Source organism: Deinococcus sp. Arct2-2, from assembly GCF_004801315.1.
GTDB lineage: Bacteria > Deinococcota > Deinococci > Deinococcales > Deinococcaceae > Deinococcus.
The window spans coordinates 69,820-90,932 of record NZ_SSNW01000012.1 but is presented as its reverse complement, the minus strand read 5'-3'; the positions used below and the strand labels follow the sequence as shown (position 1 = coordinate 90,932).

The 21,113-nt window shown below is 63.8% G+C and carries 22 protein-coding genes and 1 pseudogene; 12 read left to right on the top strand and 11 right to left on the bottom strand.

From position 1 onward, the window contains the following. Positions 1-2 precede the first annotated feature (2 nt). From E7T06_RS07955 to E7T06_RS07940, 4 genes are all read left to right on the top strand, one after another. On the top strand, positions 3-1,121 hold the full coding sequence (locus tag E7T06_RS07955; protein ID WP_136365291.1) for a hypothetical protein: 1,119 nt from the start codon (positions 3-5) through the stop codon (positions 1,119-1,121). 12 nt (positions 1,122-1,133) lie between these two features. Further along, positions 1,134-1,553 (top strand): hypothetical protein, encoded by a 420-nt coding sequence (locus E7T06_RS07950; protein WP_136365290.1) that lies wholly within the window; start codon positions 1,134-1,136, stop codon positions 1,551-1,553. Between the two features lie 54 nt (positions 1,554-1,607). Continuing rightward, positions 1,608-2,165, top strand: a complete 558-nt coding sequence (locus tag E7T06_RS07945; protein ID WP_136365289.1) for a site-specific integrase — start codon at positions 1,608-1,610, stop codon at positions 2,163-2,165. A gap of 386 nt (positions 2,166-2,551) precedes the next feature. Continuing rightward, positions 2,552-2,968: a hypothetical protein gene (locus tag E7T06_RS07940; protein ID WP_136365288.1), complete on the top strand. Its 417-nt coding sequence runs from the start codon at positions 2,552-2,554 to the stop codon at positions 2,966-2,968. 42 nt (positions 2,969-3,010) lie between these two features. Here E7T06_RS07940 and E7T06_RS07935 read toward each other — a convergent pair whose 3' ends face one another. Together E7T06_RS07935 and E7T06_RS21470 are read right to left on the bottom strand one after the other, a co-directional pair. Further along, positions 3,011-3,424, bottom strand: coding sequence for an excalibur calcium-binding domain-containing protein (locus tag E7T06_RS07935; RefSeq protein ID WP_136365287.1), 414 nt, complete (start codon positions 3,422-3,424; stop codon positions 3,011-3,013). A 347-nt stretch (positions 3,425-3,771) separates the two neighbouring features. Continuing rightward, the gene (locus E7T06_RS21470) at positions 3,772-4,086 is read right to left on the bottom strand and encodes an excalibur calcium-binding domain-containing protein (protein WP_205750854.1); all 315 of its coding nucleotides are present in this window, start codon (positions 4,084-4,086) and stop codon (positions 3,772-3,774) included. Here E7T06_RS21470 and E7T06_RS22065 point away from each other — a divergent pair. Next, the gene (locus E7T06_RS22065; protein ID WP_276605563.1) at positions 4,076-4,201 is read left to right on the top strand and encodes a hypothetical protein; all 126 of its coding nucleotides are present in this window, start codon (positions 4,076-4,078) and stop codon (positions 4,199-4,201) included. The genes E7T06_RS21470 and E7T06_RS22065 overlap by 11 nt on opposite strands. A gap of 165 nt (positions 4,202-4,366) precedes the next feature. Here the strand turns inward: E7T06_RS22065 and E7T06_RS07925 are convergent, their stop codons facing one another. Beyond that, a complete protein-coding gene (locus E7T06_RS07925) occupies positions 4,367-4,720 on the bottom strand; it encodes a hypothetical protein (protein WP_136365286.1) in 354 nt (117 codons plus the stop codon). Between the two features lie 91 nt (positions 4,721-4,811). On the opposite strand from E7T06_RS07925, the gene E7T06_RS07920 reads away from it, so the two are divergent. The 4 genes from E7T06_RS07920 to E7T06_RS07905 are packed head-to-tail and all read left to right on the top strand — an operon-like array spanning position 4,812 to position 10,187. Next, entirely contained in the window at positions 4,812-5,441 is a 630-nt protein-coding gene (locus E7T06_RS07920) for a LexA family transcriptional regulator (RefSeq protein WP_136365285.1), read from the top strand. A 2-nt stretch (positions 5,442-5,443) separates the two neighbouring features. After that, entirely contained in the window at positions 5,444-6,682 is a 1,239-nt protein-coding gene (locus E7T06_RS07915; protein WP_276605562.1) for a Y-family DNA polymerase, read from the top strand. Between the two features lie 23 nt (positions 6,683-6,705). Next, entirely contained in the window at positions 6,706-6,924 is a 219-nt protein-coding gene (locus E7T06_RS07910; RefSeq protein WP_240740908.1) for a hypothetical protein, read from the top strand. After that, the gene (locus E7T06_RS07905) at positions 6,900-10,187 is read left to right on the top strand and encodes a DNA polymerase III subunit alpha (protein ID WP_136365283.1); all 3,288 of its coding nucleotides are present in this window, start codon (positions 6,900-6,902) and stop codon (positions 10,185-10,187) included. Before E7T06_RS07910 ends, E7T06_RS07905 begins: the two co-directional genes overlap by 25 nt. A gap of 484 nt (positions 10,188-10,671) precedes the next feature. Here E7T06_RS07905 and E7T06_RS07900 read toward each other — a convergent pair whose 3' ends face one another. The 5 genes from E7T06_RS07900 to E7T06_RS07880 are packed head-to-tail and all read right to left on the bottom strand — an operon-like array spanning position 10,672 to position 16,401. Next, the gene (locus tag E7T06_RS07900; RefSeq protein WP_168733430.1) at positions 10,672-11,703 is read right to left on the bottom strand and encodes a LacI family DNA-binding transcriptional regulator; all 1,032 of its coding nucleotides are present in this window, start codon (positions 11,701-11,703) and stop codon (positions 10,672-10,674) included. Between the two features lie 56 nt (positions 11,704-11,759). Then, positions 11,760-13,367, bottom strand: a complete 1,608-nt coding sequence (locus tag E7T06_RS07895; protein WP_136365281.1) for an FAD-dependent oxidoreductase — start codon at positions 13,365-13,367, stop codon at positions 11,760-11,762. 1 nt (position 13,368) lies between these two features. Then, complete coding sequence (locus tag E7T06_RS07890) at positions 13,369-14,259, bottom strand: carbohydrate ABC transporter permease (RefSeq protein WP_136365280.1); 891 nt, start codon at positions 14,257-14,259, stop codon at positions 13,369-13,371. Then, positions 14,249-15,172, bottom strand: a complete 924-nt coding sequence (locus tag E7T06_RS07885; RefSeq protein ID WP_240740907.1) for a sugar ABC transporter permease — start codon at positions 15,170-15,172, stop codon at positions 14,249-14,251. The genes E7T06_RS07890 and E7T06_RS07885 overlap by 11 nt, the downstream gene beginning before the upstream one ends. Beyond that, on the bottom strand, positions 15,169-16,401 hold the full coding sequence (locus E7T06_RS07880) for a sugar ABC transporter substrate-binding protein (protein WP_136365279.1): 1,233 nt from the start codon (positions 16,399-16,401) through the stop codon (positions 15,169-15,171). Before E7T06_RS07880 ends, E7T06_RS07885 begins: the two co-directional genes overlap by 4 nt. A gap of 92 nt (positions 16,402-16,493) precedes the next feature. Here E7T06_RS07880 and E7T06_RS07875 point away from each other — a divergent pair, with 92 nt between their 5' ends. Beyond that, a complete protein-coding gene (locus E7T06_RS07875; RefSeq protein WP_136365278.1) occupies positions 16,494-17,216 on the top strand; it encodes a hypothetical protein in 723 nt (240 codons plus the stop codon). Positions 17,217-17,574: 358 nt separating this feature from the next. On the opposite strand, the gene E7T06_RS07870 is transcribed toward E7T06_RS07875, so the two are convergent. Further along, a complete protein-coding gene (locus E7T06_RS07870; protein WP_136365277.1) occupies positions 17,575-17,805 on the bottom strand; it encodes a ParA family protein in 231 nt (76 codons plus the stop codon). Positions 17,806-18,064: 259 nt separating this feature from the next. On the opposite strand from E7T06_RS07870, the pseudogene E7T06_RS07865 reads away from it, so the two are divergent. Beyond that, positions 18,065-18,841, top strand: a pseudogene (locus E7T06_RS07865) (IS3 family transposase). Here E7T06_RS07865 and E7T06_RS21190 read toward each other — a convergent pair. Both E7T06_RS21190 and E7T06_RS07855 read right to left on the bottom strand, forming a co-directional pair. Beyond that, a complete protein-coding gene (locus E7T06_RS21190; RefSeq protein WP_168733428.1) occupies positions 18,808-18,978 on the bottom strand; it encodes a hypothetical protein in 171 nt (56 codons plus the stop codon). The pseudogene E7T06_RS07865 and the gene E7T06_RS21190 overlap by 34 nt on opposite strands. A 403-nt stretch (positions 18,979-19,381) precedes the next feature. Next, positions 19,382-19,579, bottom strand: coding sequence for a hypothetical protein (locus E7T06_RS07855; protein ID WP_136365275.1), 198 nt, complete (start codon positions 19,577-19,579; stop codon positions 19,382-19,384). Positions 19,580-19,844: 265 nt separating this feature from the next. Between E7T06_RS07855 and E7T06_RS07850 the strand changes: the two genes are divergently transcribed. Further along, on the top strand, positions 19,845-21,008 hold the full coding sequence (locus E7T06_RS07850; protein ID WP_136365274.1) for a M28 family peptidase: 1,164 nt from the start codon (positions 19,845-19,847) through the stop codon (positions 21,006-21,008). Positions 21,009-21,113: the final 105 nt, after the last annotated feature.

Here is a 21,113-nt window from a genome sequence, read left to right as displayed (position 1 = left end):
CCATGACTGCCCGGGACATGCTCGCCGACCTGCTGCGCCGCGAGGCCAAAACCAACACCTACAAGTTTGCCCTCATCCGGGCCCTGAACGACCTCGTGCTGGATTATCCGCTGCTGCCCGCAGGAGACGTCGTGGTGCCGCTGCGCCACGTGGCCGAGCGCTGGCTGGTCTACTATTGGCCGTTTGTGGGGAAGATGCAGATTCTGCAGGGGGCGCGCAGCCTGCGGGTTAGTGGCCTCACCCAGGACCTGAGTTTCCGGCCTGCCCTCTCAGCGTTGCGGGCCGCTTGGGAAGGATTGCCCGGCACGGACGACGATCCTGCCGCTGGAGCCCTCCTGCTGGCCGATTACCGGGTGGGGAGAAGGCGTCTGCCCCCAGAGGTGGAGCGGCAAACGGAACAGGTGTTGAAAGTGATCGCTCAGGCGGTCAAGCAACCGGTGCGCTATGCCGGAGGAAGGGGGCCGCACGCTCTGTTTTCTGTTCCAGGGCCAGCGGGTCAACAACATGGCGTTCCCCTCCCCGGCATCCTCCCCACGGACACCGCGTTTACTGTTCCCGCCAATCTGTGGCAGGCCTTGCAGGAAAGTTCCCTGTGGGTCGAAGCCCTGTGCCTGCACGAGTGGTGCCTGTTCGCCGATCGCCTGCCCCAAGACACGCCGGTCACTCGCGGCGACCTGTTTACGTTGCTGACCGCGTCCCCGGCAGGCCGGGTGCCGCTGACCTGGGAACGCCATCAGGTCAAACTGCTGATGCTGGGGGGCCGGGCGTTTCAGTGTCCCTGGACAGCACAGCTGCTTCACCCCGACCACTTTGCGCTCGACCACCTCATTCCGGTCTCGGCCCAGCCCATCAACGAATTGTGGAACCTGCTGCCCAGCGATCCCGCCCACAACGCGCACGTCAAGCGCCACCGGGTGCCCGACGGGGGGCGGTTGGAGCAAGCCCGGAGGCTGTTGAGCGTGACCTACCGCCATTACGAGGCGGGGGCGTTGCTGTCTCCTGTCCTCCGCCGCGACATGCAGGCCCGCTTCGGACAGGTCTTGTCGCCCGAACGGCTGGCCGCCGAGACCATTTCCCTGGCTGACCGGGTCGCGCAGGCCCGCAACCTGCCCCGCTCCTGAATGTGGTAACTGATGGCGCATGACCATTCGCCGCCGAGCCAACGAAGGCACTGTCCATCCCGTCATCCTCAAGGGCCGCACCGTGAGTTGGCGCGGTCTGGCCAAGACCCCGAAACAGGCCGCCAACGCCGCAAATCGGTCAGCCGACCGACTCGGGCTGAAGCGGAGCAAGCCCTCGCGGCCCTGATCCGCACCCTACCCAAAGGATCGGTGCGCAGGCCCCGCCATGCCCCGGTGAAAACGCTGCCTGAACCAGCCCAGCCAGACTCGCTGCACGCCTTTCTCGTTCGCTGGCTGGCCTTCAAGAAATCCGAGCTGCGCCCCGGCACCTCCCGCAAGTACGTCATCGCCCTGCAGCCGGTGCAAGAAGTGCTCGGCGTTCAACCCCTCACGGAACTGCGGGTGCTCGCCATCGAGGAGTTCATCACCTAGCTGCACACCGAGCGGGGCAGCGATACGGCTGGACGCAGCCTCGGGGTCTTGCGCATGGCCCTGCGCCAAGCCATGCGCTGGGATCTGCTTCCTAAAAATCCAGCTCAGGAAGTGCGCAAACCCAAGGGGGTGCGCCGCGAGATGGGCTGCTGGACACCCGAACAAACCCGGGCCTTCCTGGAGGCCGTGAAGGGACACCGGCTCTCCCCCTTGTTCAACTTGGCCATTTCGACAGGCATGCGCCTGGGGGAACTGCTGGCGCTGCAATGGGGAGACGTTCACTTGGCTGGGGCAGAGCTCACGATCCGGCACAACCTGGTGATGGACGAGACGGGCAATTACGTGATCGGTTCCCCCAAAACCGAGGCCAGTCACCACAAGCTGCTTTTGCCCGCCGATGTGGTGCAGATCCTGCGGGATCTCTGGACGCAGGAGCACCAGGGGAAAGCCTCACCTGCCGCCACCCGCTTTGTCTTCGCCTGCGTGTCTTGGCGTCATCTTGAGCGGTGCTTGCCTCGCTGGGCGACTGCGTCGGTTGGCCCACGCCTCTGGGTACGCGGGCACTCTTGGCTGTGGCCAGCTTTGCCCTGCTCGGCTCCACCTTTACGCTGAGCGAACGTTCGCGCCAGGCATAGCCCAGACCAGAGGGGGCGGTTCAGGCGTGCGAAAGGGAACACGTTCGCGATGCATCGTCTGGCTCATCTCGTTCTGATAACCGATGCCGGAAGTTGCGGCCCTCGCCAGGAGAAGCCCTGGAAGGCGACCTTCTCTAACGCAGGCGACTTGGGCGGTGGCCTGCAAACGACCCTTGCAGGGCCATTGACAGTGTTCGCCTTCTGCGAAGGTGACCTCCTCCGGATGAGCTCTGTCCAGTCCGTCCCGTTGACCTGGAGCAGCATGGGCCTTCCGGGGGCAACCGGGAGCGGAACCCCTCAACGCTTAAATATTCCGGCAGGGGGCCGTCATCCCACCTCAGCGTGCAGCCAGTACGCTGAAGCATGGGTTCCTTCCGCATGCACAAGCAGCGCCTGCCGGCTCATCTCCAGCCGCTGCGCCGTGACGCCGCCGATTCAGACTCCGACTCCCCCCGTGTGGTGACGGCCCGGCCCAGCTCTGCGCCTCCCACACCGTCAGCGGAGACAGACCGTCTCAGCGAACTGCTGCCCGTGATCTTGCGGGCCATGGTGGGCGGTCAGACCGACCGGGAGCCGCCCGTCGTCATCGGCCAGCCAGAGATTTTCGCGGCCTTGGCTCCCTATTACCGGCCCAGGAGCCGGTTTGAAGAGCTGATGATGCGCAAACTGGTAGGGGAGGGCTACCTCAAGCCGCGCGGCGCACGGGACAAATCGGGCCTCAGCGACGCCTATGAAGTCACGCCGAAGGGCGAGCAACTGTTGGGGAAAGGTGCTCTCTAGCGTGAGTCCAGGCTGCACCCGGAACTCAGCACCATGCCCCCCTCACTCGCAGCCGAGGCCGTCGCCGTCGCGGTCCAAGCGCGAGGAATAGCCCGGTTGGCCGCGCCGGATGGGGCCGGCCCCTGCTGCCCGCACCGCGGTGCAGTTGGGATAGAACGCGTTGCCCGGAGCCGCAGGCGTGGCCCGTGTGTGGGGCGTCGCCAGCGGCGCACTCTGCGTTACGGTCTTGGTCAGCGCGCGAGACACGTCCCCGCCCTGCCCCTTGTAGGTGGTGCGGCACCAGTCGCCGTTGCAGGCGAGGGTCAAGGCGGTGTTGCGCGGGATGACCGTCACGATGGCGGCCGTGGCTTGAGGAATGCGGCGCAAGTTGGCGTTGCTCGTCGTCACTGCGGTGGCCGCGTCTACGGTGGTGAGCGTGCCGAGGCCGAGGGTCATCACGACAATCAAGGGGCGCATGCCTCCAGCCTGACACGCCGGGGGGAGGCACGGGCGCAGGTGCGGGCAGGTCGCCCACAGCCCCGTTCGGACGGGGTTCGCCAATCAAAACCCCCCAATCTTGGGGGGCAGGGTACCACCTCGGCTCACAGGGCACTCGGCTCCTGCCTCGGCGTGCTGAAAGTGTGACAGGCGGCGGGCCCAGCGGCAAGGACGAAACTCGGCGAAGCTCGAGGGTAGGCCAAATTAAAGCCCCGAAGGTTTACCGGTTCAACCTCCGGGTCTTCTTGGCGAGTGAACACCTAAACACCACGCTATAAACACACGTTGAGCTGCTGTGGAAGACAGATCGCCAAAGATAATTGGACTTACTCGCAGGCCCGGCCGTCACCGTCCAAAGCGCTGCGGTAGCCGGGTTGACCGATCCGTAGGGGAGCCGCGCAGTTGGGAGACTCCTGGGTCGTGGCCGCGGCGCTCTGGGCAGGCAAGCCGCCCGTGACCCGCTGCACATCACTTTGGGCCACGGAGCCGTAAAACCGCCCGTAGTCCACTTTGCACCGCCCTGCCGAACAGAATTGGACGCTCAGGACAGCGCCCCTGGGAATGGTGATGATGCGGGTCGCCGCCGAGCTGCTTTGCCGAAGATTGACGTTGCTGACGGTGACCGCCGCCGTGCTCGACATGATGGACGCCAAAACTGGGCGGGTCGGCACTGAGCTGGCGCTGGAAGGCCTTCCACTCCCCCCTGTGGGCGAAGACCGGGTGTGGGACTGCACGGAGGTGCCATTGCTGCGCTAATAGCCGCTCACGCTCACCCTGGAGGCAACTGCACCGTCTGCCAAGGTCACCGTCAGCAACAAAGCCAAACCAACCAGAGAGAACCGTGTCATGTGCGGCGATCATGGCACAGACCTCAGCAGGAGATGTGCCCAGAACAGTCCGCGAGGGGGTGGCGGTGGTGGCTTAGCCGCCGTCTCCGATCTCGCCTAAGCCTTCAAAGGCCAGATCCAGCGCGGCATACACCGCTTGCTTGACGGCGTCGGTCTTTTCGGGAAACACGCCCGTCAGGCGCACATCCGCCGCTTTGCCTTCCATCAACTCTACCGCTGTGTCGTCGCCGTACTGGACTCGCAGGCTGGCGGTCACCGGGTCCTGAATCAGGGCAATGACCCGCTCTGGATCTGGGCCGGGTTCTTTGACGGCTTTGCCTTGCTCGTACCTCACCCGTGTGGGGAAAGCCAACCGCACCTCGATGCGGCGGGCGAAGTGGACGGTGCGCTCCTCGGTTATTTCGCTGGCAACAGATTCTCCAGACATTGTTCACCTCCTAACTATCTTGACACGAGTCAAGAGAAAAGTGCAATCTGAGTCTATCGGCTTGACTCGACGCAAGCCCCTGAGGTACCTGATGCCCCCTGACCTGACCCGAACCCGCACCGCCATCCTCAGCAGCGTCTTGCGCCTGGGCCCTGTCGCCACTGTCAGCAGCGTGGCCGAGGCCATTGGACACAGCAAACAGGCCGTGAGCCAGCAAGTGGTCATTCTGCGCAGCCTCGGCTACCTCGAACCCGCCGAACTGCGTTACGGCCCCCTGATTCCCACTGACCGGGCCCGCCTCGCGGTCGGCGAAGGCCTGGCCATCTACGGCCAGATCGCGGCGGGGGCACCGATCCTCGCCGAGCAGTCTCCCGACGACTTCACGCCCAACTTGGAAACCCTGCTGGGCCTGAGGCCCGGCGACTTCCTGCTGCATGTCAAGGGCGAGAGCATGACGGGCATTGGCGTCTTGGACGGTGACTATGTGGTGATCCGGCCCGCGTCCCAGGTGCACGACGGCGAGGTCGCCGTCGTGCTGTTGCCCGGTGAGAATTCGGCCACCCTCAAGCGCATCTACTGGTTCGGCAACGAAGTGACGCTGCTGAGCGAAAACCCGTTGATGCCGCGCATGACTTTTCCCACCGATCAGGTGCAGGTGCAGGGCCGCATGGTGGGCCGGGTGGGCGTGGGCGTGCCCCGCGTGAGTTGGGCGAGGGACTGAGCGTGGCCGCCCACGTCGCTTGTGTCCTCCTTGCGCCGTGGCCCCTGACCCTGCTGAGCCGACACCATCCGAGGAGTCCAGTGGCGGTCTTAGGCGAAACCAGGAGAGTGCTGTTTGCCTGTCCAGAGGCTCAGCTTCAGGGGGTACAGCCTGGCATGCGGGAGATGGCGGCGTTGAGTCGGTGTCCTGATCTTCATGCCGAAGTCGTCTCTGGCTCTGCGGCGAGTGCGGCCTGGGCGGAACTGTTGGAAGCCCTCTACGCCCGCTACAGCGACCGGGTGGAGGGACGGCAAGCTGGCATTGCCTTCCTGAAAGTCAGTCTGAAGGCGGCGCGTGATCTCGCAGCCGCCTTGCATGTCCCGGTTGGGTGGGCAGACAGTCCAGAAGTCGCACACCTCGCCGCACTGCGGGCCAAGTCGGGAGAAGTGCGGGACGTGACAGGGGGGCAAGAAAAATTCTTCCTGAGCCTCACGCCCACCGAGCATTTGCATGTCTTGGGCGTGCCTGACGCACACACTCAGAAGCTCAAGTTCCTTGGTCTGCGGGGCTTAGCGGATTTAATGAAGTGGAGCGCGGCGCAGCGGGAAGCGTTTTTGGGCGTGGATGTCGGCAAGAAGGTCAACCGCTTCTTGAAAGGCGAACGCAGCGGGGCAGTGGCGAAGTATGTGCCGGGACAGATCATCGAGGCGCATCTGGGTGTGGACGCTCCCTTGTTGGAGCTGGGAGAAGCCGAAGCCGCCCTACAAGACCTGCTGCCGTCCCTCCTGCCAGAATTGCGGGGCCGCACTGCAGCGTATCTCACCCTGCACTCTGACACCCTAGGCGGGAGACTCAGTGCCACGCGCCCGCTGAAATGGCCGCTGGATGACGCCGGGCTTCTGAGAATGGCCCTGCTGACCTTGCAAGACACGGCTGCGTTACCACTGGGTGTGGACGCCGTCACCATCCAATTGTCGGGCCTTCAGCAGCCTGCCCGGATGGTGGGCCTCTGGGCAGGCATCGCTGAACTCGAAGTGACCAAGACAGTACTTGACCGCTTCCCAGAAGCCCTCGTCCGCGTCCAGTGGCTTGATCCGTGGGCCTATTCCACCGATGCGCAATACCACTGGGTGGATTGGCAGACCGGAGCGCTCAGAGCAACGAAGATGACGCCGAAACAGGCTCCGGTGGCGTCTCGCAGTCAACGCCGGGACACGGCCGTTCAGCAGGTTCTGGCCTTCTTTGAGGGCATGGCCCCGTGAAAGCCGTGCAGCAGGAGATCACCGTGACCATCTGCGAAGGGGGCCGCCCACACTTGCTGTACTGGCAAGGGCATGCCCACACGGTGAGCGTTCTTCTCGATCAGTGGCGGTTCGGGGGGCGCTGGTGGCTGGATGAGCGGCCCCGCGACTGCTACCTCGTTCAGGCAGGCACTCTTGTGGCCGAACTGCACCACGAAGACATTCCGGGGGGGCGCTGGTGGCTGGCGAGGCTTCAGGACTGACACCCAACACGCTCCCCGCTCTGCTCGCCTGCCAGAGCTACTTTTCTGAGGGCCGCAGCACGGTCGGTCCGGCCAAGTTGGTCGAACTCGTAGCGGAACGGGGCTTTGGGGCAGTGGGCTTGGCCGATTGGTGCAGCGTCGCCGGGGCGGTGGAGCTGTGCGAGGCGGCCAAGGAACAGGGGATCAAAGCCGTCATTGGCGTGACCTTACCCGTGTTGTTCCCCGGTGTGCCGAGGTCCGCCCAGCCCCATGAAGTCTTCCCGTTGGTGCTGCTTGCCAAATCGCGGACTGGATACGCGCTGCTGTGCGAACTCGTGACGGAGATCAAGCTCCATACACCAGATGGGTTGCCCTTCAGGGTTCTCCAAGCGGCTGCTGAACGGGGCCAAGATCACTTGGCCTGCCTCACCGGGGGCAGAACTGGTTTTCCGACGGTACTGGGCGAACGCAAGGAGATCGCCAGGGCGGCAGAGTTTCTCCGCCTGCTGCGGGCCAGTTTTCCCTTTGACCTGTACCTGCAACTCGGCCATCAGCACGCCCCCAATGAACGGCGGCGTTTGGACTACTTGCGGGGCTTGGCGCGGGATTTGAATCTACCCACCGTTGCGGCCCCAGAAGTCTGCATGGCCGAGACCGCCGATTATCCCTTGCTGGACGCCCTGACCTGTGCGCGGCTGGGCATCGATGTGGATACGCCCCACGCCGAGCGGCCGCGCAACGATGCCCGGCATGTGGGCACACCGGAGAGGTGGGCAGCGGCGTTGCCGTTTCCAGATTCGTTGTTGAACGCTGGCAAATTGGCCGATACTTGTACCTTTGACGTGTTCCCCGAACGTCTGGCTTCGCCTGAACCACGACTTCCACCCGGACAAACGCCACAAGCTGCTTTGGAAGACCGGGCGTGTGCGGCCCTCTCCCGTTACCCGGCAGAAACACGTTCACAGGCGCGAGAACGCCTGACCGCTGAACTGCACACTGTCGCTACCTTACAGATGGCTGGATTCTTCCTCACGGCAGCGGAAGTCACCGATTATTGCCGCAGTCACGGGATTTTAGCCGCGGGGCGGGGTTCAGCAGCGGGATCAGTCCTGTGTTATCTGCTGGGCATTACTCTGTCTGATCCGATCAAGCACAACCTGCTCTTTGAGCGCTTTCTGCACACTGGGCGGGCCTCCATGCCGGATGTGGACATCGACATCGCCAGCAGTCGGCGGGATCAGGTCTTGAGTTGGGTGGAAGAACGCTGGGGCAATGGTGGGGCAGGGGAAGCGATGGTCGCCAACCGGATCACCTACCGCTTGCCCTCTGCCGTGCAGGACTTGGGCCGCGCCTTGGGGTTGCCGCCAGAGGTGCGGGACAGACTCAGCCGCGCACTGGGCCGCGATTTCCGCCACCACCGCCCCCACCGGGCCAGAGACGCGGAAGTGGTGTTCACGGAAGTCTTGGGCGATGCCCCGGTCAAAGAAGCGCTGTTGAAGCTGCTTGACCGCATTGAACCCCGCTTTGTCCGTCACTTGGCTCCGCATTCGGGTGGGGTGGTGCTGAGCAGCCAGCCTCTGACGTACTTCAGCCCACTGACCCGCAGTTCCGGCGGCATCCGCATGCTGACCTTCGACAAGGACGACGTCGAAAGGCTGGGGCTGATCAAGCTGGATTTGCTGGGATTACGCATGTTGGCCGCACTGGAACGGGCCAGAGAAGAAGTGCTGCGTCTCACCGGGGACTGGATCGACTACGGCGACTTGCCCGACGACGCACAGGTCTGGAAGCGGATCGCTTCCGGCGACACGATGGCCCTGTTTCAGATCGAAAGCCCGGCACAGGTGCAGATGACGGCCAAATTGCAACCAAAAAACATGACCCAACTCGCCCACCAGATTGCCTTGGTCAGGCCGGGGCCGATTCAATCCGGTACCGTGCATCCCTATGTGCGGCGGGCAAGGGGGGAAGAAGCGGTGCCAGATCTCCCCGAGCCGCTGAAAACGATCCTTGCGCCCACGCACGGCACGCTGTTGTTTCAGGAGCAGATTCTGAGGATTGCCGTGCAGTACGCCGGATTCTCGTGGCCGCATGCAGACCGGTTCAGGAGCCGACTCAGCAAAACCGAGGATGCAGCAGAGCTCGCCCAACTCAAGACCGCCTTTCTTGACGGGGCCGCCCTCACTACGGGGGCCTTTCCTTGGGAAGCCGAAGCCCTGTTCGACACCTGTGCAGCGTTTCGGGGCTACGGATTTGCAGAGAGTCACGCTCATGCCTTTGCTCAGCATTCGTATGCTTCAGCTTGGATTCGCCAGCACCATCCCGCCGCGTTCTTGGCCGGAGTCCTCACCGAAGCGCCGGGCATGTGGCCCGCCAGTACCATCAGCACCGAAGCACGGCGCTGGGGAGTCAACTTGGCTCCGGTGTGCCTGAATCGCTCCGGCGTGTCGTACCGGGCCGAATCACTGCGGACTGTCCGAATCTCCCTGACCGCTGTCGATGGCCTGAGTCTGGAGACCGCCCGTCAGATCGTGCAGGAACGCCTGACGGGGGGCAAGTTTCAGACCCCCGGAGACTTCTACGACCGCGTGCAACTCAAGCGGGACACCCTGGAAACGCTGATCCAAGCGGGCGCGTTTGATGGCCTCGGTCAGACCCGGCGTGACGTGGCCTACGCCCTCGGCACGCTGGGCCATGCCCGCCCACCGGGAACCCGTGCCCTGCTGGGCCTCGGCATCCCATCGCTGGAGTTGTCCGGGATGACGGAAGATGAACGGCTGTTCCTTGATCTGCACACCACCGGACTCTCGGCCAGTGGCCGCCATCCCCTTGACGCCCACCGCACCCGATTACGGGACATGGGCTGTGTGCCGTTGGGATCGCTCAAACACGGGCAACAGGTCTGGACGGCGGGCCTCATTGTCGCCAAGCAGCGCCCCCCCACGGCCAAGGGGTTCGCGTTCTACGTCCTCGAAGACGCCAGAGCCCGTATTCAGGCCATCATCAGTCCCGACCTGTGGGAAGCGCACCGGGTCCTGCTCCGGGATGCCCGCGCCCTGATTGTGCAGGGGCAGGCGACGGTCACGGGGCAGGCGGTCACGGTGAACGTCGCCCGGCTCAGTGAGCTGCCGCTGGGCGGGTGGGCGACGGCGGCAGACGCAGGAGGTCAAGACTCCCGTTGTAATGGTGGGGCCGGTACAGGCCAACAGATTCTGGGGGCTAAGAACAACATGACTTGGGGGGCGGCGCACGGACTGCCAGCAGCAGCAGGGTCAGGCCAGTGACCAAGATGGCCAGTCCGCTGGCCGCCTGGGGATCGCTATGGAAGCGCGAATCCATCAGGACGGCTTTGATGCCGGCGGCGCCGATGCCGCAGTCCCACAGCCCCCGAGCGCCGCCCCGGCCCAGCGCCCCTGCTGCCCCAGACCACCGAAGCTTTTATCTTCCTCGCTTTCACTCGCTGTAGGATTTGCAGACGCCCTGTTTTCGCCCAGTCAAACGTAGGTTCTCCCTGATTGCGGACTTTCCAGACAGCCCCTGACACGGATTTCGGTTCAAGGCTCAGAGTTGGGGTTTGAAATGCGAGCGGAGTCCAGATGACACGGCACTCGTCTGACGGGACGAGTGCACACGTGCCCTTTCTCATCTTCTACGAGGGCCCTGCAAGAGCACACGAAAGGCGCAGCACAGTCGTGGTCATTGTGCTCAAGCGAACTTGGTCACTCCCAGAGCGCCACCACACACAGCACAGCCGACGATCGTCCAAACTCACTCAGGCGCCCCTATGCTCCGCCCGTCCACCCACTCGCAGGGCAAGCTGACGGATGTGGGGGGCTGCCCACCCAATCCACCAGTGAGCAGGCCCACCGACGCACGGCCCATGGCCAGCCGGGGAATCCGGAAGTGGGCCCACTCTGCGGGCAACTCGCCCGAATAGATCGGATCGCCCAACACCGCGAAGCTGTACTGCACTGGCCAGTGGTGGCCCTGCGCCGCCGCAGCGTCGATCCAGGCTTTGGCCAGCCGTTCGTTCTCCATCAGCAGGCCGGTGACGCCTGCGGCCAACTGCTGCGCCACGAAGGTGCCGGTGACCTCGGTAGGCCGCGCCACCTCTCCGAATGACCCCGACCGGTGCAGCCCCTCCCGGTAGCCCTGCTCACGGTCAAGGGCCGACTCATGTCCTACCGGCGCGCCCAGATACAGCGTACGGCGGTGGCCTTGGGCGACCAAGCGGGCCAACCCCTGCCCCGTGGCCGCGGCGTAATCCGCAGTCACGTAGCTCAGCTCCGCGCCCGGCACATTCCGGCGGCCGATAAAGACCACCGGATGCCCCTCGCCCAGCAGCCGGCGCAGGTCGTCTCGGCGCGCGTCGTCCAACTGGCCCAGCATCACGGTGCCGTCGGCCAGGCGCAGGCGGCTGGTGCCCTCCCGGTAGAGGGGACGGGCGCCGCCAGACACGGCGGGCCGGGTGTGCAGCAGCAGGTCGTAGTCCTGCTCGGCCGCCGTTTCCTCGATGCCCTGCAAAAAGGGCGTGAAAAAATCGCGGGTGCTGGACGGAAAGACCGGTTCATAGGTAAAGACGCCCAGGATGCGGTTGTGTCCCCCGGCCAGGCGGCGGGCAGCCACGTTGGGCACGTAGCCGAGGTCGGCCATGACCTGCAAGACGCGCTGCCGGGTGGAGTCGGGAATCCGTACCTGCCCGCCGCCCCCATTGAGGACCTGCGACACGGCCGCTTGAGAGACCCCCGCTCGCTCGGCGACCTCGCGCTGGGTGGGACGTTTACGGCGGGCCGGAGTCACGGGGGCCATTCTAGAGAATGGGGCAGCCCAGGGAGGCCTGTGTGCGCCCCATGGCCCTAAAAGCCCGGTGAGGGCGTGAGCCGCTGGGCTTCGGGCCACTGCAGCTCGACCCCCAACGTATCTGCCAGCAGCGCTTGAAAGTCGGCCAGCAATGACGGGGTGCCGCGCACCTGCCGGGGCGTGCTGCCGGTGTTCAGGGCGTGCGCGGCCAACGCCCCCGCGACCTCACCTATGTTCCACTCCACCGGATGCAGGCGGTAGCACCCATTGGTGATGTGGGTGACGCCCAGGTTTTTAGCGGCAGGCAGCAGATTCTCCATGCGCACCGGGATCAGCGCTCCCAAAGGGATCTGAAACGGCCAAGACGCGATGTCGACGTAATTGCGTCCCCGGGTAGACGGGTGCAGGTCAATGCGGTACTGGCCGATGCCCACCGAGTCCGCAAAGGTCTGTGCGCCCTGCAGCGGCCCCCGGGCCTCGACGCCCACCATCTGTTCGAGCACCGTGAATTCCGCCTGAATGCGCCGGGATTCCCGCACATAGATGGCTTTGGCCAGCCCATGCCGGGTGCCGGTCACGTCGCCGCGCAGCCGCAGACCGGGATAGCCGTGGCCAGGGCCGTCGTGCCGGGGCGCTTCAGTTTGCATCCAGTACAGCAGGCTCAGGCTCAGGTCCCGCGCTCCGGCCAAGTGCCGCTCGCGCTCGGCGGCGTCGACCCCTAGGACGGGCCCCAGCCAGTAGTCGATCTGCGGCCAGTTCACCAGCGTCACGTCGCTGCGGTAGCGCCCCTCCGGGTAATGGCGGCGGGCCAGAATGCGCCGGAAGTGCCACAGGTCGCCGCCATGCGGCGTCTCGTCGGGGTTGCCGAACAGGTCGCGGAAGACCGCCCGGTGCGTGATCGGATGACACAGCGTCCAGCTGAGCTGTTTGCCAGGCCAGAAGTCGGCCTGATAGCTGCGCCAAAAGTCGTAGCCCGCAGGTCGGTCGATGGTGTGGTCTTCGCCGTCCAAATGATCCATGGCAAAGCACCAACTGATGGCCTGTTGGTTCAGGGGATCGGCCGTGGACAGGGCGTGCGGCTCGCCGGTCTGGTCTTGCCCTTCTGCACCGATGATGCTCTCCACGCCGCCCAGCTCCAGCACTTCACCGAGCTCGGTGGCGTCCAGCACGTACTGGGCGGTCACCACCTGCTGCTCACCAGACGGGCCGTGCTCCACCGTTACCGCCGTTATGCGGTCGCCGTCCACTTGTACGGCCACCGGACGGGTATCCAGCCAGATGTCCAGCTGACGGTTGGCGCGGTAGGGGGCCAGCAGGCCCTCCAGTACGGCCAGCGCTACCCGTGGTTCATGGCACAGACGGCTGACCGTCCCCGCCCCCGGATTGAGGTGCACTTCGGCCCGCGATTCAGGGCGCAGAGGATAGTGCTCGCGGTAATAGGCCCGTACGCCGTTGCGGAAGGCCCGGTAGCTGGCGGTGCAGCCCACGTCTTCGATCCAGACGCCCTCATCGGGCGGCACGGCCTGAGAGGTCAGTTGGCCCCCGATCCAATCGGTTTCTTCGGTCAGCAGGACGCGGCGGCCCAGGCGCAGGGCGGCGAGCGCGGCAGCGACCCCGCCTGTGCCGCCGCCCACGATCAGGATGTCGTAAGAGTGTTCTTGCATATCAGCCTTTGGTACCGCTGGCCGCCAGGCTCTCGATGAACTGCCGCTGCGCCAGCATAAAGGCCAGCAGCACCGGCAGCGCCACCAGGACGCCCGCCGCGAGAGTGAGATTCCAGTACACGCCGCCGAGGGGGTCGGTAAAGCGCTGAAGAGCGAGGGGCAGGGTCAGCAACCCTTCGCGGCTCAGGTAGATCAGCGGATTGAAGTAGTCGTTCCAGGAGTTCAGCACGGCAAAGATAGCGGCCGTCGCCAGCGCCGGACGCGACAGTGGCAGCAGGATAAACCAGAACACGCCGAGGGTGCCCAGGCCGTCGACCCGGCCCGCGTCTTCGAGTTCACGCGGCAGGGTAATAAAATGCTGACGCATTAAAAACACCGCGAAGGCCCCGGTGGCGCTGAAAATCTGCAGCACGATGACCGGCAGGTGGCTGTTGGTGAGGCCCAGGCGACTGAACAACACGAACTGCGGCACGGCGGTGAGTTCGCTGGGCACCATCATCGCCAGCAGGCTCAGGATAAAAATCAGGTCGCGTCCTGGAAAGCGCAGCCGAGCAAAGGCGTATCCGGCAGTGGCCGCCATCGCCGCTGTGAGCGGCACCACCAGCGCGGCGATATAGAGGCTGTTGAAGTACTGCCGGGCAAAGGGGTAGTCCGCGAACACCTGCGCGAAATTGGTGAGGGTCAGGGCCGACACCTTCAGGTCAAAGGGGCTGCCAAAAATGGCCGAGGTGGACTTGAAGGCCGAGACGAACAGCCACAGCAGCGGCAGAAGAAAGGGCAACGAGACCAAGGCCAGCACGAGGTACAGCAGCCCACTCCAGCGCACCGGACGACGTACAGGGGCCGCTTCGGGGGCCGCCCACCGTCCCGTCCCCACTCCCTCAGTCTTCATAGAACACCAGCCGCTGGCGTAGGGCCCACTGGGCCAAGGTTAGCCCCAGCACCGCCACGAACAGCACCGTGGCGACGGCGCTGGCATACCCGAATTCAAAAAACTGGAAGCCCTGCTTGAACATGTACAGGATCAGGGTGGTCGTGGCGTCGGCGGGGCCACCACCCGTCAGCACATACACGGGCGTGAAGAGCTTGAGGGCCCCGATCAGCGTGACGATGAACACCAGAAAGAAAGTAGGGGAAATCAGCGGCAGCGTGATGCGCCAGAACGCCTGCCAGGGGGACGCGCCGTCGAGCCGGGCTGCCTCGTGCAGCTCGGGAGGCACGCCCTGCAAGGCACTCAGAAAGATGACCGTATTGAGGCCCACGGCTTTCAGCACCTCAATCAAGATGACGGCCCACAGCGCCGTGGCCGGGTCAAACAGCAGATTGGCTCCGCCGAAGCCCAGGCCGGCCAGACCGCTGTTCACCGGGCCTTCCGGTTGCAGCAAGAACTTCCAGACCAGGGCCCAGGCCACCACTGGCATGACCACCGGAGAAAAAATCAGCGTGCGGAACAGGCCGATGCCGCGCAGCCGCACGTTCAGTAGCGAGGCCAGGGCCAGGGCCACGCTGATGTTGATCGCCAAAATACCCAGCGTAAAGACCCCAGTCACGGCGGCGCTGCGTCCAAAAGCGGGGTCGGCGGCCAGGCGGGCGTAGTTGCCGAGGCCCACCCAGCGCGGCGCGTCTAGCAGCGACCACTGCGTCAGCGACACGCCCAACACCGCCACCAATGGCCCGATCACGAAGATCAGCATGCCCAGGACGTAGGGCGCGACCAGCAGCCACCCGGCCCAGCCCTCGCGCCCGCGCCGGTTCAGCGCCCGCCGACCCAGCACAGGCCGGGACGGGCGCGCACCCGACGTCACAGCCCGTCCACCTGCTTGCACAGGTCATTCAGCACGGCGCTGACATTGGCTCCCGGCTGATAGAGCCGCTCGATCCCGCCCGCGATCACGTCGTTGGCCCGCAGAAAATTGTCTCCGGTGCGGAAGACACGGGCACTGGGAAGCTGGTTTACGAGCGCGGTTTTGAGGTCGGCGGCGGGAATAGCAGGATTGCTGGTGAGGTAGGCCCGGCTGGTCAGCACACTCTTGCGGGGCGGTGGGAAGAATTTGGCCGTGCGGGCCATGACCGTGGGCGAGGCCAGATACTGCAAGAACGCCTGCGCTTCCTTGGGATAGGCCGAGCGAGCAAAGACCACGTATCCGGCCTGGCCCAGCTGCGTGACGCGGCCCGCCGGGCCTTTGGGGAGCGGCGCAATGCCCCATTTGAAGGGCGCATCCTTGAGTTGGGCGCTGAAGCTGACGTTGTCGATGTACATGCCGAGCCGCCCGCCCTGAAAGGTCGTCTGATCGCCGGGGCGGGGGAGCGACTGGTCTTTGAAGGTCATGTCGTGCATCAGCTGAAACGCCCGCACGCTGCCGGGCGAGTTCAGCGCACACTTGAGGCTGCTGTCAAAAGCGTTGCCGCCGTGCGACCACAGCACGCCGAGGGTGCCGCTGTTCCAGGCCTTGACGTCGAGGCGCATGATCCGCGCGCCAAAGGCGTCGGTCTTGTCGGTGATGGCTTTGGCCGCAGCGCGGAAGGCGGCGTAATCCCACGTTCCTTTGCTGTACTGCTGAAGGGGAGTGACCACCGCAGCGGTCTTGAACAGGTCTTTATTGTAAAACAGCACCTGCGGCGAGTTGGAAAACGGCACGCCGTACACGCCCTTCCCCTGCTTCCAGAGGCTCAGGGCACTCACCGGAAAGTCGGGCACGTTAAACGCGCGGTTGGCCGTGAGGCTGCTGAGGTCGAGCAGGGAGCGGCTGGCCAGGAAGGTCGGTACGCTCTGTTCGGCCAGCCAGCCCACATCCGGACTGTCACCAGACGCGATCTGCACCGCGACTTTGCGGGCGTAATCGGCAAAGGGCGTGACTTCCACGCTGACCTGAACGCCTGCATTCTGCGCGGCGTACTCCTGCGCCAACTGCTGCAGCAGGGTCAGGCCGTCGCCGCCTGCCCAGGTGGAAAAGCGCAGATTAACTTTCTGCGCTCCCGCAAACGAAGTGGCGAGCAGAGCGGACACACTGAGGATCAGACCCAATCGCTTCATATCTACCTCCAGGCGAGTTTTGATTATGCGTATTATCATTATTAGAGGCGGTTCCCTCTGCTGTCAATGCCGCGCTCTCCCAGGAGGATGAAATGCCCACCCGTTCGGTTTCGTCTCAGCGTCTCAGCGCGGTGATCTTGGCCGCCAAAGCGCGGCAGGAACTGGCCCTGATCGCCAGCTTGCCGGTCAATGACTTGGCTTACGCGCAGGCCGCCCTGCGGGGCGGGGCCCACGCTCTCAAGCTGCACTTTGGTCTGACGCACCGTGCCAGTCAGCAGGTAGCGCCGACCTTGGCCGATCAACCTGACCTCATTGCCCGCCTGCGCGACTTGGCCCCGGACGTTCCGCTGGGGGCGGTGCTGGGAGACCAGCCCGGCACGGTAGATGCCGCACTTGACCTCGCTGCCGAGTGCGGGCTGGACTTTATCAGCGGGTACGCGCACGCCCTCCCCGCGCGGGCGTTTGAGGCTGGCCCCGAAGTGTTGGTGGCCTTGGACGACCGCTCGCCCCCGAGTTGGGCTGGACTGCTGCCGCCCGGCGCATTGCTGGAAGCGTCGGTCATTCCGCACAGCGACTACGGCGGGCCGCTGACGGTGGCCGATCTGCTCAGGTACGCCGATCTGCGCCGCCGGACCGGGGCGCTGCTGATTGTGCCGACCCAGAAGCACATCCGGCCTGCCGACTTGGTAGCGCTGCGGGTGGCGGGCGCGGACGCCCTGATGTACGGCGTGATCGTGACCGGCCCGGATGCCGCTGGGTTTGAAACAGCGGCGGTTCACTACCGCGCCGGGGAGAGGCGGACTGACCATCCGTGAAGGGCGCCCAACCCCACCGTTACCGTTTCCCGATGAGCCTGATCGAGTCTGGCGAGGGACTGTCCCAGCGCCTGAGTGATCGGGACGCCTTGGCCATGTTCCACCAACGTGGCATGGAGGTTGGCCACGGCGCCCTCCGCGAAAGGCGCATTTAAGAAGTCGTCTCGTTGCTCAGACTCCGCCCCTGTGGCCGCTGGCATTTGATTGAGGTCTGGCAGAGGTTCGGTGTGTCGTGGGCCAAGTCAAGGCAAGGCAAGGAGCACCTCCACTTCGGAACAAGAGAAGGCGGTTCTGCTAGCGCCACACGAGTTTGGTAACCTCTCCAGCACCAAGGGGAAAGGGAAACGGGCTCAGCCCATCAGCCCCCCACGCCATCGACGGTAAACGGCATGGTGTCCCCCCCAGCCCAAGTGGTGGCGTACCCCCAGTCATCGCCGTCAATCAGCAGGGTGCGCCGACCCGCATAAGCCAGCAAAGCAGCCAGGTGAATGGCCGAAGTGGTTTTCCCGACCCTAGAATGCCCCCTCTGCGTGACCCCGGCACGAGGAGACGTTATGAAAAATCGGCAGTTCACGGAAGACCAAATCATCACATTGCTGCAAGATGCCAAAAAAAGCGAACAGCCCATAGAGGCGTTGTGCCGGGACTTCGGATGCAGTCCGGCGTCGTAACTACACGTGGAAAAAGAAGTACGGCGACACGACACCGGATGACGCCAAGCGGTTGCGACACTTGGAGAAAGAACATGCACGTCTGTTGCGGATCGTGGGCCAGCAGCGCCCCCTGATCGAGGCGGTCAAGGAGGTCTTGGCAAAAAAGCGCTGACAACCACTGAGAAGCGCCCTCTGGTGCACGAACTGGTGGCGCAGCGGGTCAAGCCCGTTCGGGCTTGCTTCTTAGTGGGTTTACCCAAATCATCGTGGCACTATCAAGCAAAGCCGCGCCAGGACGATAAACTCCGTAACCGAATTCGCGAACTGGCGGGGCAACATCCGCGACGCGGTTCTCGGTTCATCCACGCGCTGCTCGTCAAAGAAGGCAACAAGGTCAACCGGAAGAAAGTGAGACGAATCTGGCAGGAGGAGCAGCTGACGATCAAGAAGAACCCCAGCCGGAACATCCGCACCAGCAACACCATCCCCATGAGCGCGCAATACCCCAATCACGTCTGGACGTACGACTTCATCTTCGACCAAACACTTGGAGGCACCACCCTGAAACTCCTCACCCTCACGGATGAATTTACTCGGCACTGGATAGCCGTCCTAGACGAGGTGATCAAAGAGCGGGGTGCCCCAACTTTTCTGCGCAGTGACAATGGTTTGGAGTTCATTGCCCGTGATTTGGGCATTTGGCTGGCCATGCAGGAGATCAGCACCCGGTTCATAGAACCGGGCAAACCCTGGCAGAACGGTTTTGCTGAGAGCTTTCATGCCCGCTTGCGAGAAGAATGCTTGAGCTAAGAGGTTTTTTACTCCGCATAGCATGCCCGTGTCCTGATCGAAGGCTGGCGAGCGTTTGACAACGCCCAGAGGCCACATTCTTCGCTCGGTTACCAAACGCCGGACGAGTTTGCTACTCCCTGGCTGGCTCACTCGGCTTCACATCCTGTACCCTGTACCTGAGCCGAGTCTCTACTCGAAGTCGTCCAAACATTGGGGCCAGCCCAGCCCAACAGTGCCAAGGCAGTACTCAGGTCACGCGCTGTGGCGCTCTTGGCAACGCCACCCGCGTAACTGTGAACAGTGGTAATCAAGGTCATGGGACGTCCTCCAAATGGAATCACGTGATTCCAGACGGGTAGAATCCGATAGGGAGCAGGAGATACGCTCTGACATCCACACGGTGTTTTAGATTCAGAAGCATGGGATAAGTCAACGTGGCTTTCTCGGTTTGCTTCTGGAGGGGCCAGCCTGCCATCAGGACGCTACTCCTACCGCATCGGATTCCTCAGGTGTACCTGAGTCCAGTCAGTTTTTAATGCGCCGGATCTTGTTCGGGACTCTATGCAACCGATTTATTTCAAAATCGACGTCAACGTCAACTTCTTGGGGGCTGGAAACCTACTGAGGGAAATCTTGGGTTCCTGAACGAGCCGGATGCGGGTTCTATAACAACAGAAAAGACTCGGCACGACAGTACGCCGGGTCTACCTGCAAAAGACCTTAGAGCGTCTTGTAATAACCCGCAGGGATGTTGAGCATCAATTGCTGCACGGCGTTATTCAGCATCTGTGTGATGGCCGCCTCAATCTTTGGGCTCGGCTTTACTCCGATAATGCGTAAATCAATGGCAATGGTGCTGCTCTTTTGGCCTACTGATACGAAACTAAACTGAATCCCGAACATGAGCAGGAACGCCACTCACACGCCCCCTCTCCTGCGGAGCTGTACCAGCCACCCCTGTGCGGTGCACCGCCCCTCTCCCACGAGGATAGAGGGGAAGACCAAGATGTACGAAACTCTTTTTAATTCTGTATGATATCTGGAGTGCTGCATCACCATCTCGGCGACGTGTCCAGATCGCGCAGCCCGTTCTCTTTGCCGAAGCCACCATTTTCCCTCTGACCACAGGTCAACCGTAACAGGGGGCGGAGTGTTGGGCCGGGTGACATGCTTTGCTGAAGGCATGCAACTTTGGAAACTGGCGGCCTCCTGTGGCGCGCTGATGCTGACTGCTGGTGCGGGAGCGACCATAGAGGACGACCTGAGCAGCGTGTTGCCTTTTGGCCCCCGCGTCACCGGGAGCGCGGCGAACGAACAAGCCCGCAGCTACTTTGAGGCGCAGTTTCGGGCGATGGGCTACACCACGCGCCGGGATGTGTTTACCTACCCGCGCTTTGACGACCTAGGCTCGGACGTGCGGCTCGGCACCCGAACCTTGACGGGGCGGGCGCTGGAAGGCAGCACGGGCGGAGCGGTCACGGGGCGAATCGTGCGGATTCCGGGCGTGGGCACCGCCGAGAATTTCCGGGCGGTCAACGTGCAGGGCGGCGTGGCGGTGGTTCAGCGCGGCCAACTTCCCTTTCTGGACAAGGTCAAGAATGCGCTGGCAGCAGGGGCCGCTGGAGTCATCGTGGTCAATACCGAAGCCAAAGAGCTTCAAGGCCGGTTGGGAGAACGTGTGCCTCTGCCCGCGCTGGCCGTAACCAGCGTGGCGGGCGCGGCCCTGCAAGAAGGCCAGCAAGTGAGCCTGAATGTGCGCGTGCGCGACGGTGAGGTGCAGGGCGTGAATGTGGTGGCCTTCAAATCAGGCCTGATCCGCCCCGATATTTTGTTTGGGGGCCACATGGATTCGGTGTTCCGGGCACCCGGAGCCAACGACAATTTGTCCGGTACGGTGGCCGTCCTCGATCTGGCGCGGCGGGCCGTGAATACACCGCTGGCCGCCCGCAGCTACTTTGTGCTTTTCGACGGCGAAGAGGACGGCTTGCGTGGCTCGCGGAAGTTCGTGCAGGACAACCCCGGCGTTGTTCAGAACCTCAAGGCGATGTTCAATTTCGATATGGTCGGTGTAGACGCCTCGCCGCTGAACGTGAGCGGCGAGGCCCGACTGGTCGAGCTGGCCCGCCAAACTGCGCAGCTCTCCGGCTCGGCACGCGATCAAGGGGGCAGCGACCAAGTGCCCTTTGCGCAGGCGGGCGTTCCGACCCTGTTTTTTCACCGGGGTCTGGACGTCAACTATCATCAGCCCTCAGATACGCTGGCCGACCCGCAACTGATCCGCGCAACCGTAGACGCTGCCCTGACGACCGCTGATGCGGCGCTGACTCCGGTGCCCGCAAGCCGCTGAAAGTTGGTACAGATACTGCTGCTGGGTGTCCCCCTCAGCAACGGACGCCTGCCGGAGCGGAAGCCCAGCAGGTAAGGTTTGCAAGCTGGGCACCGTCTGCGCTCC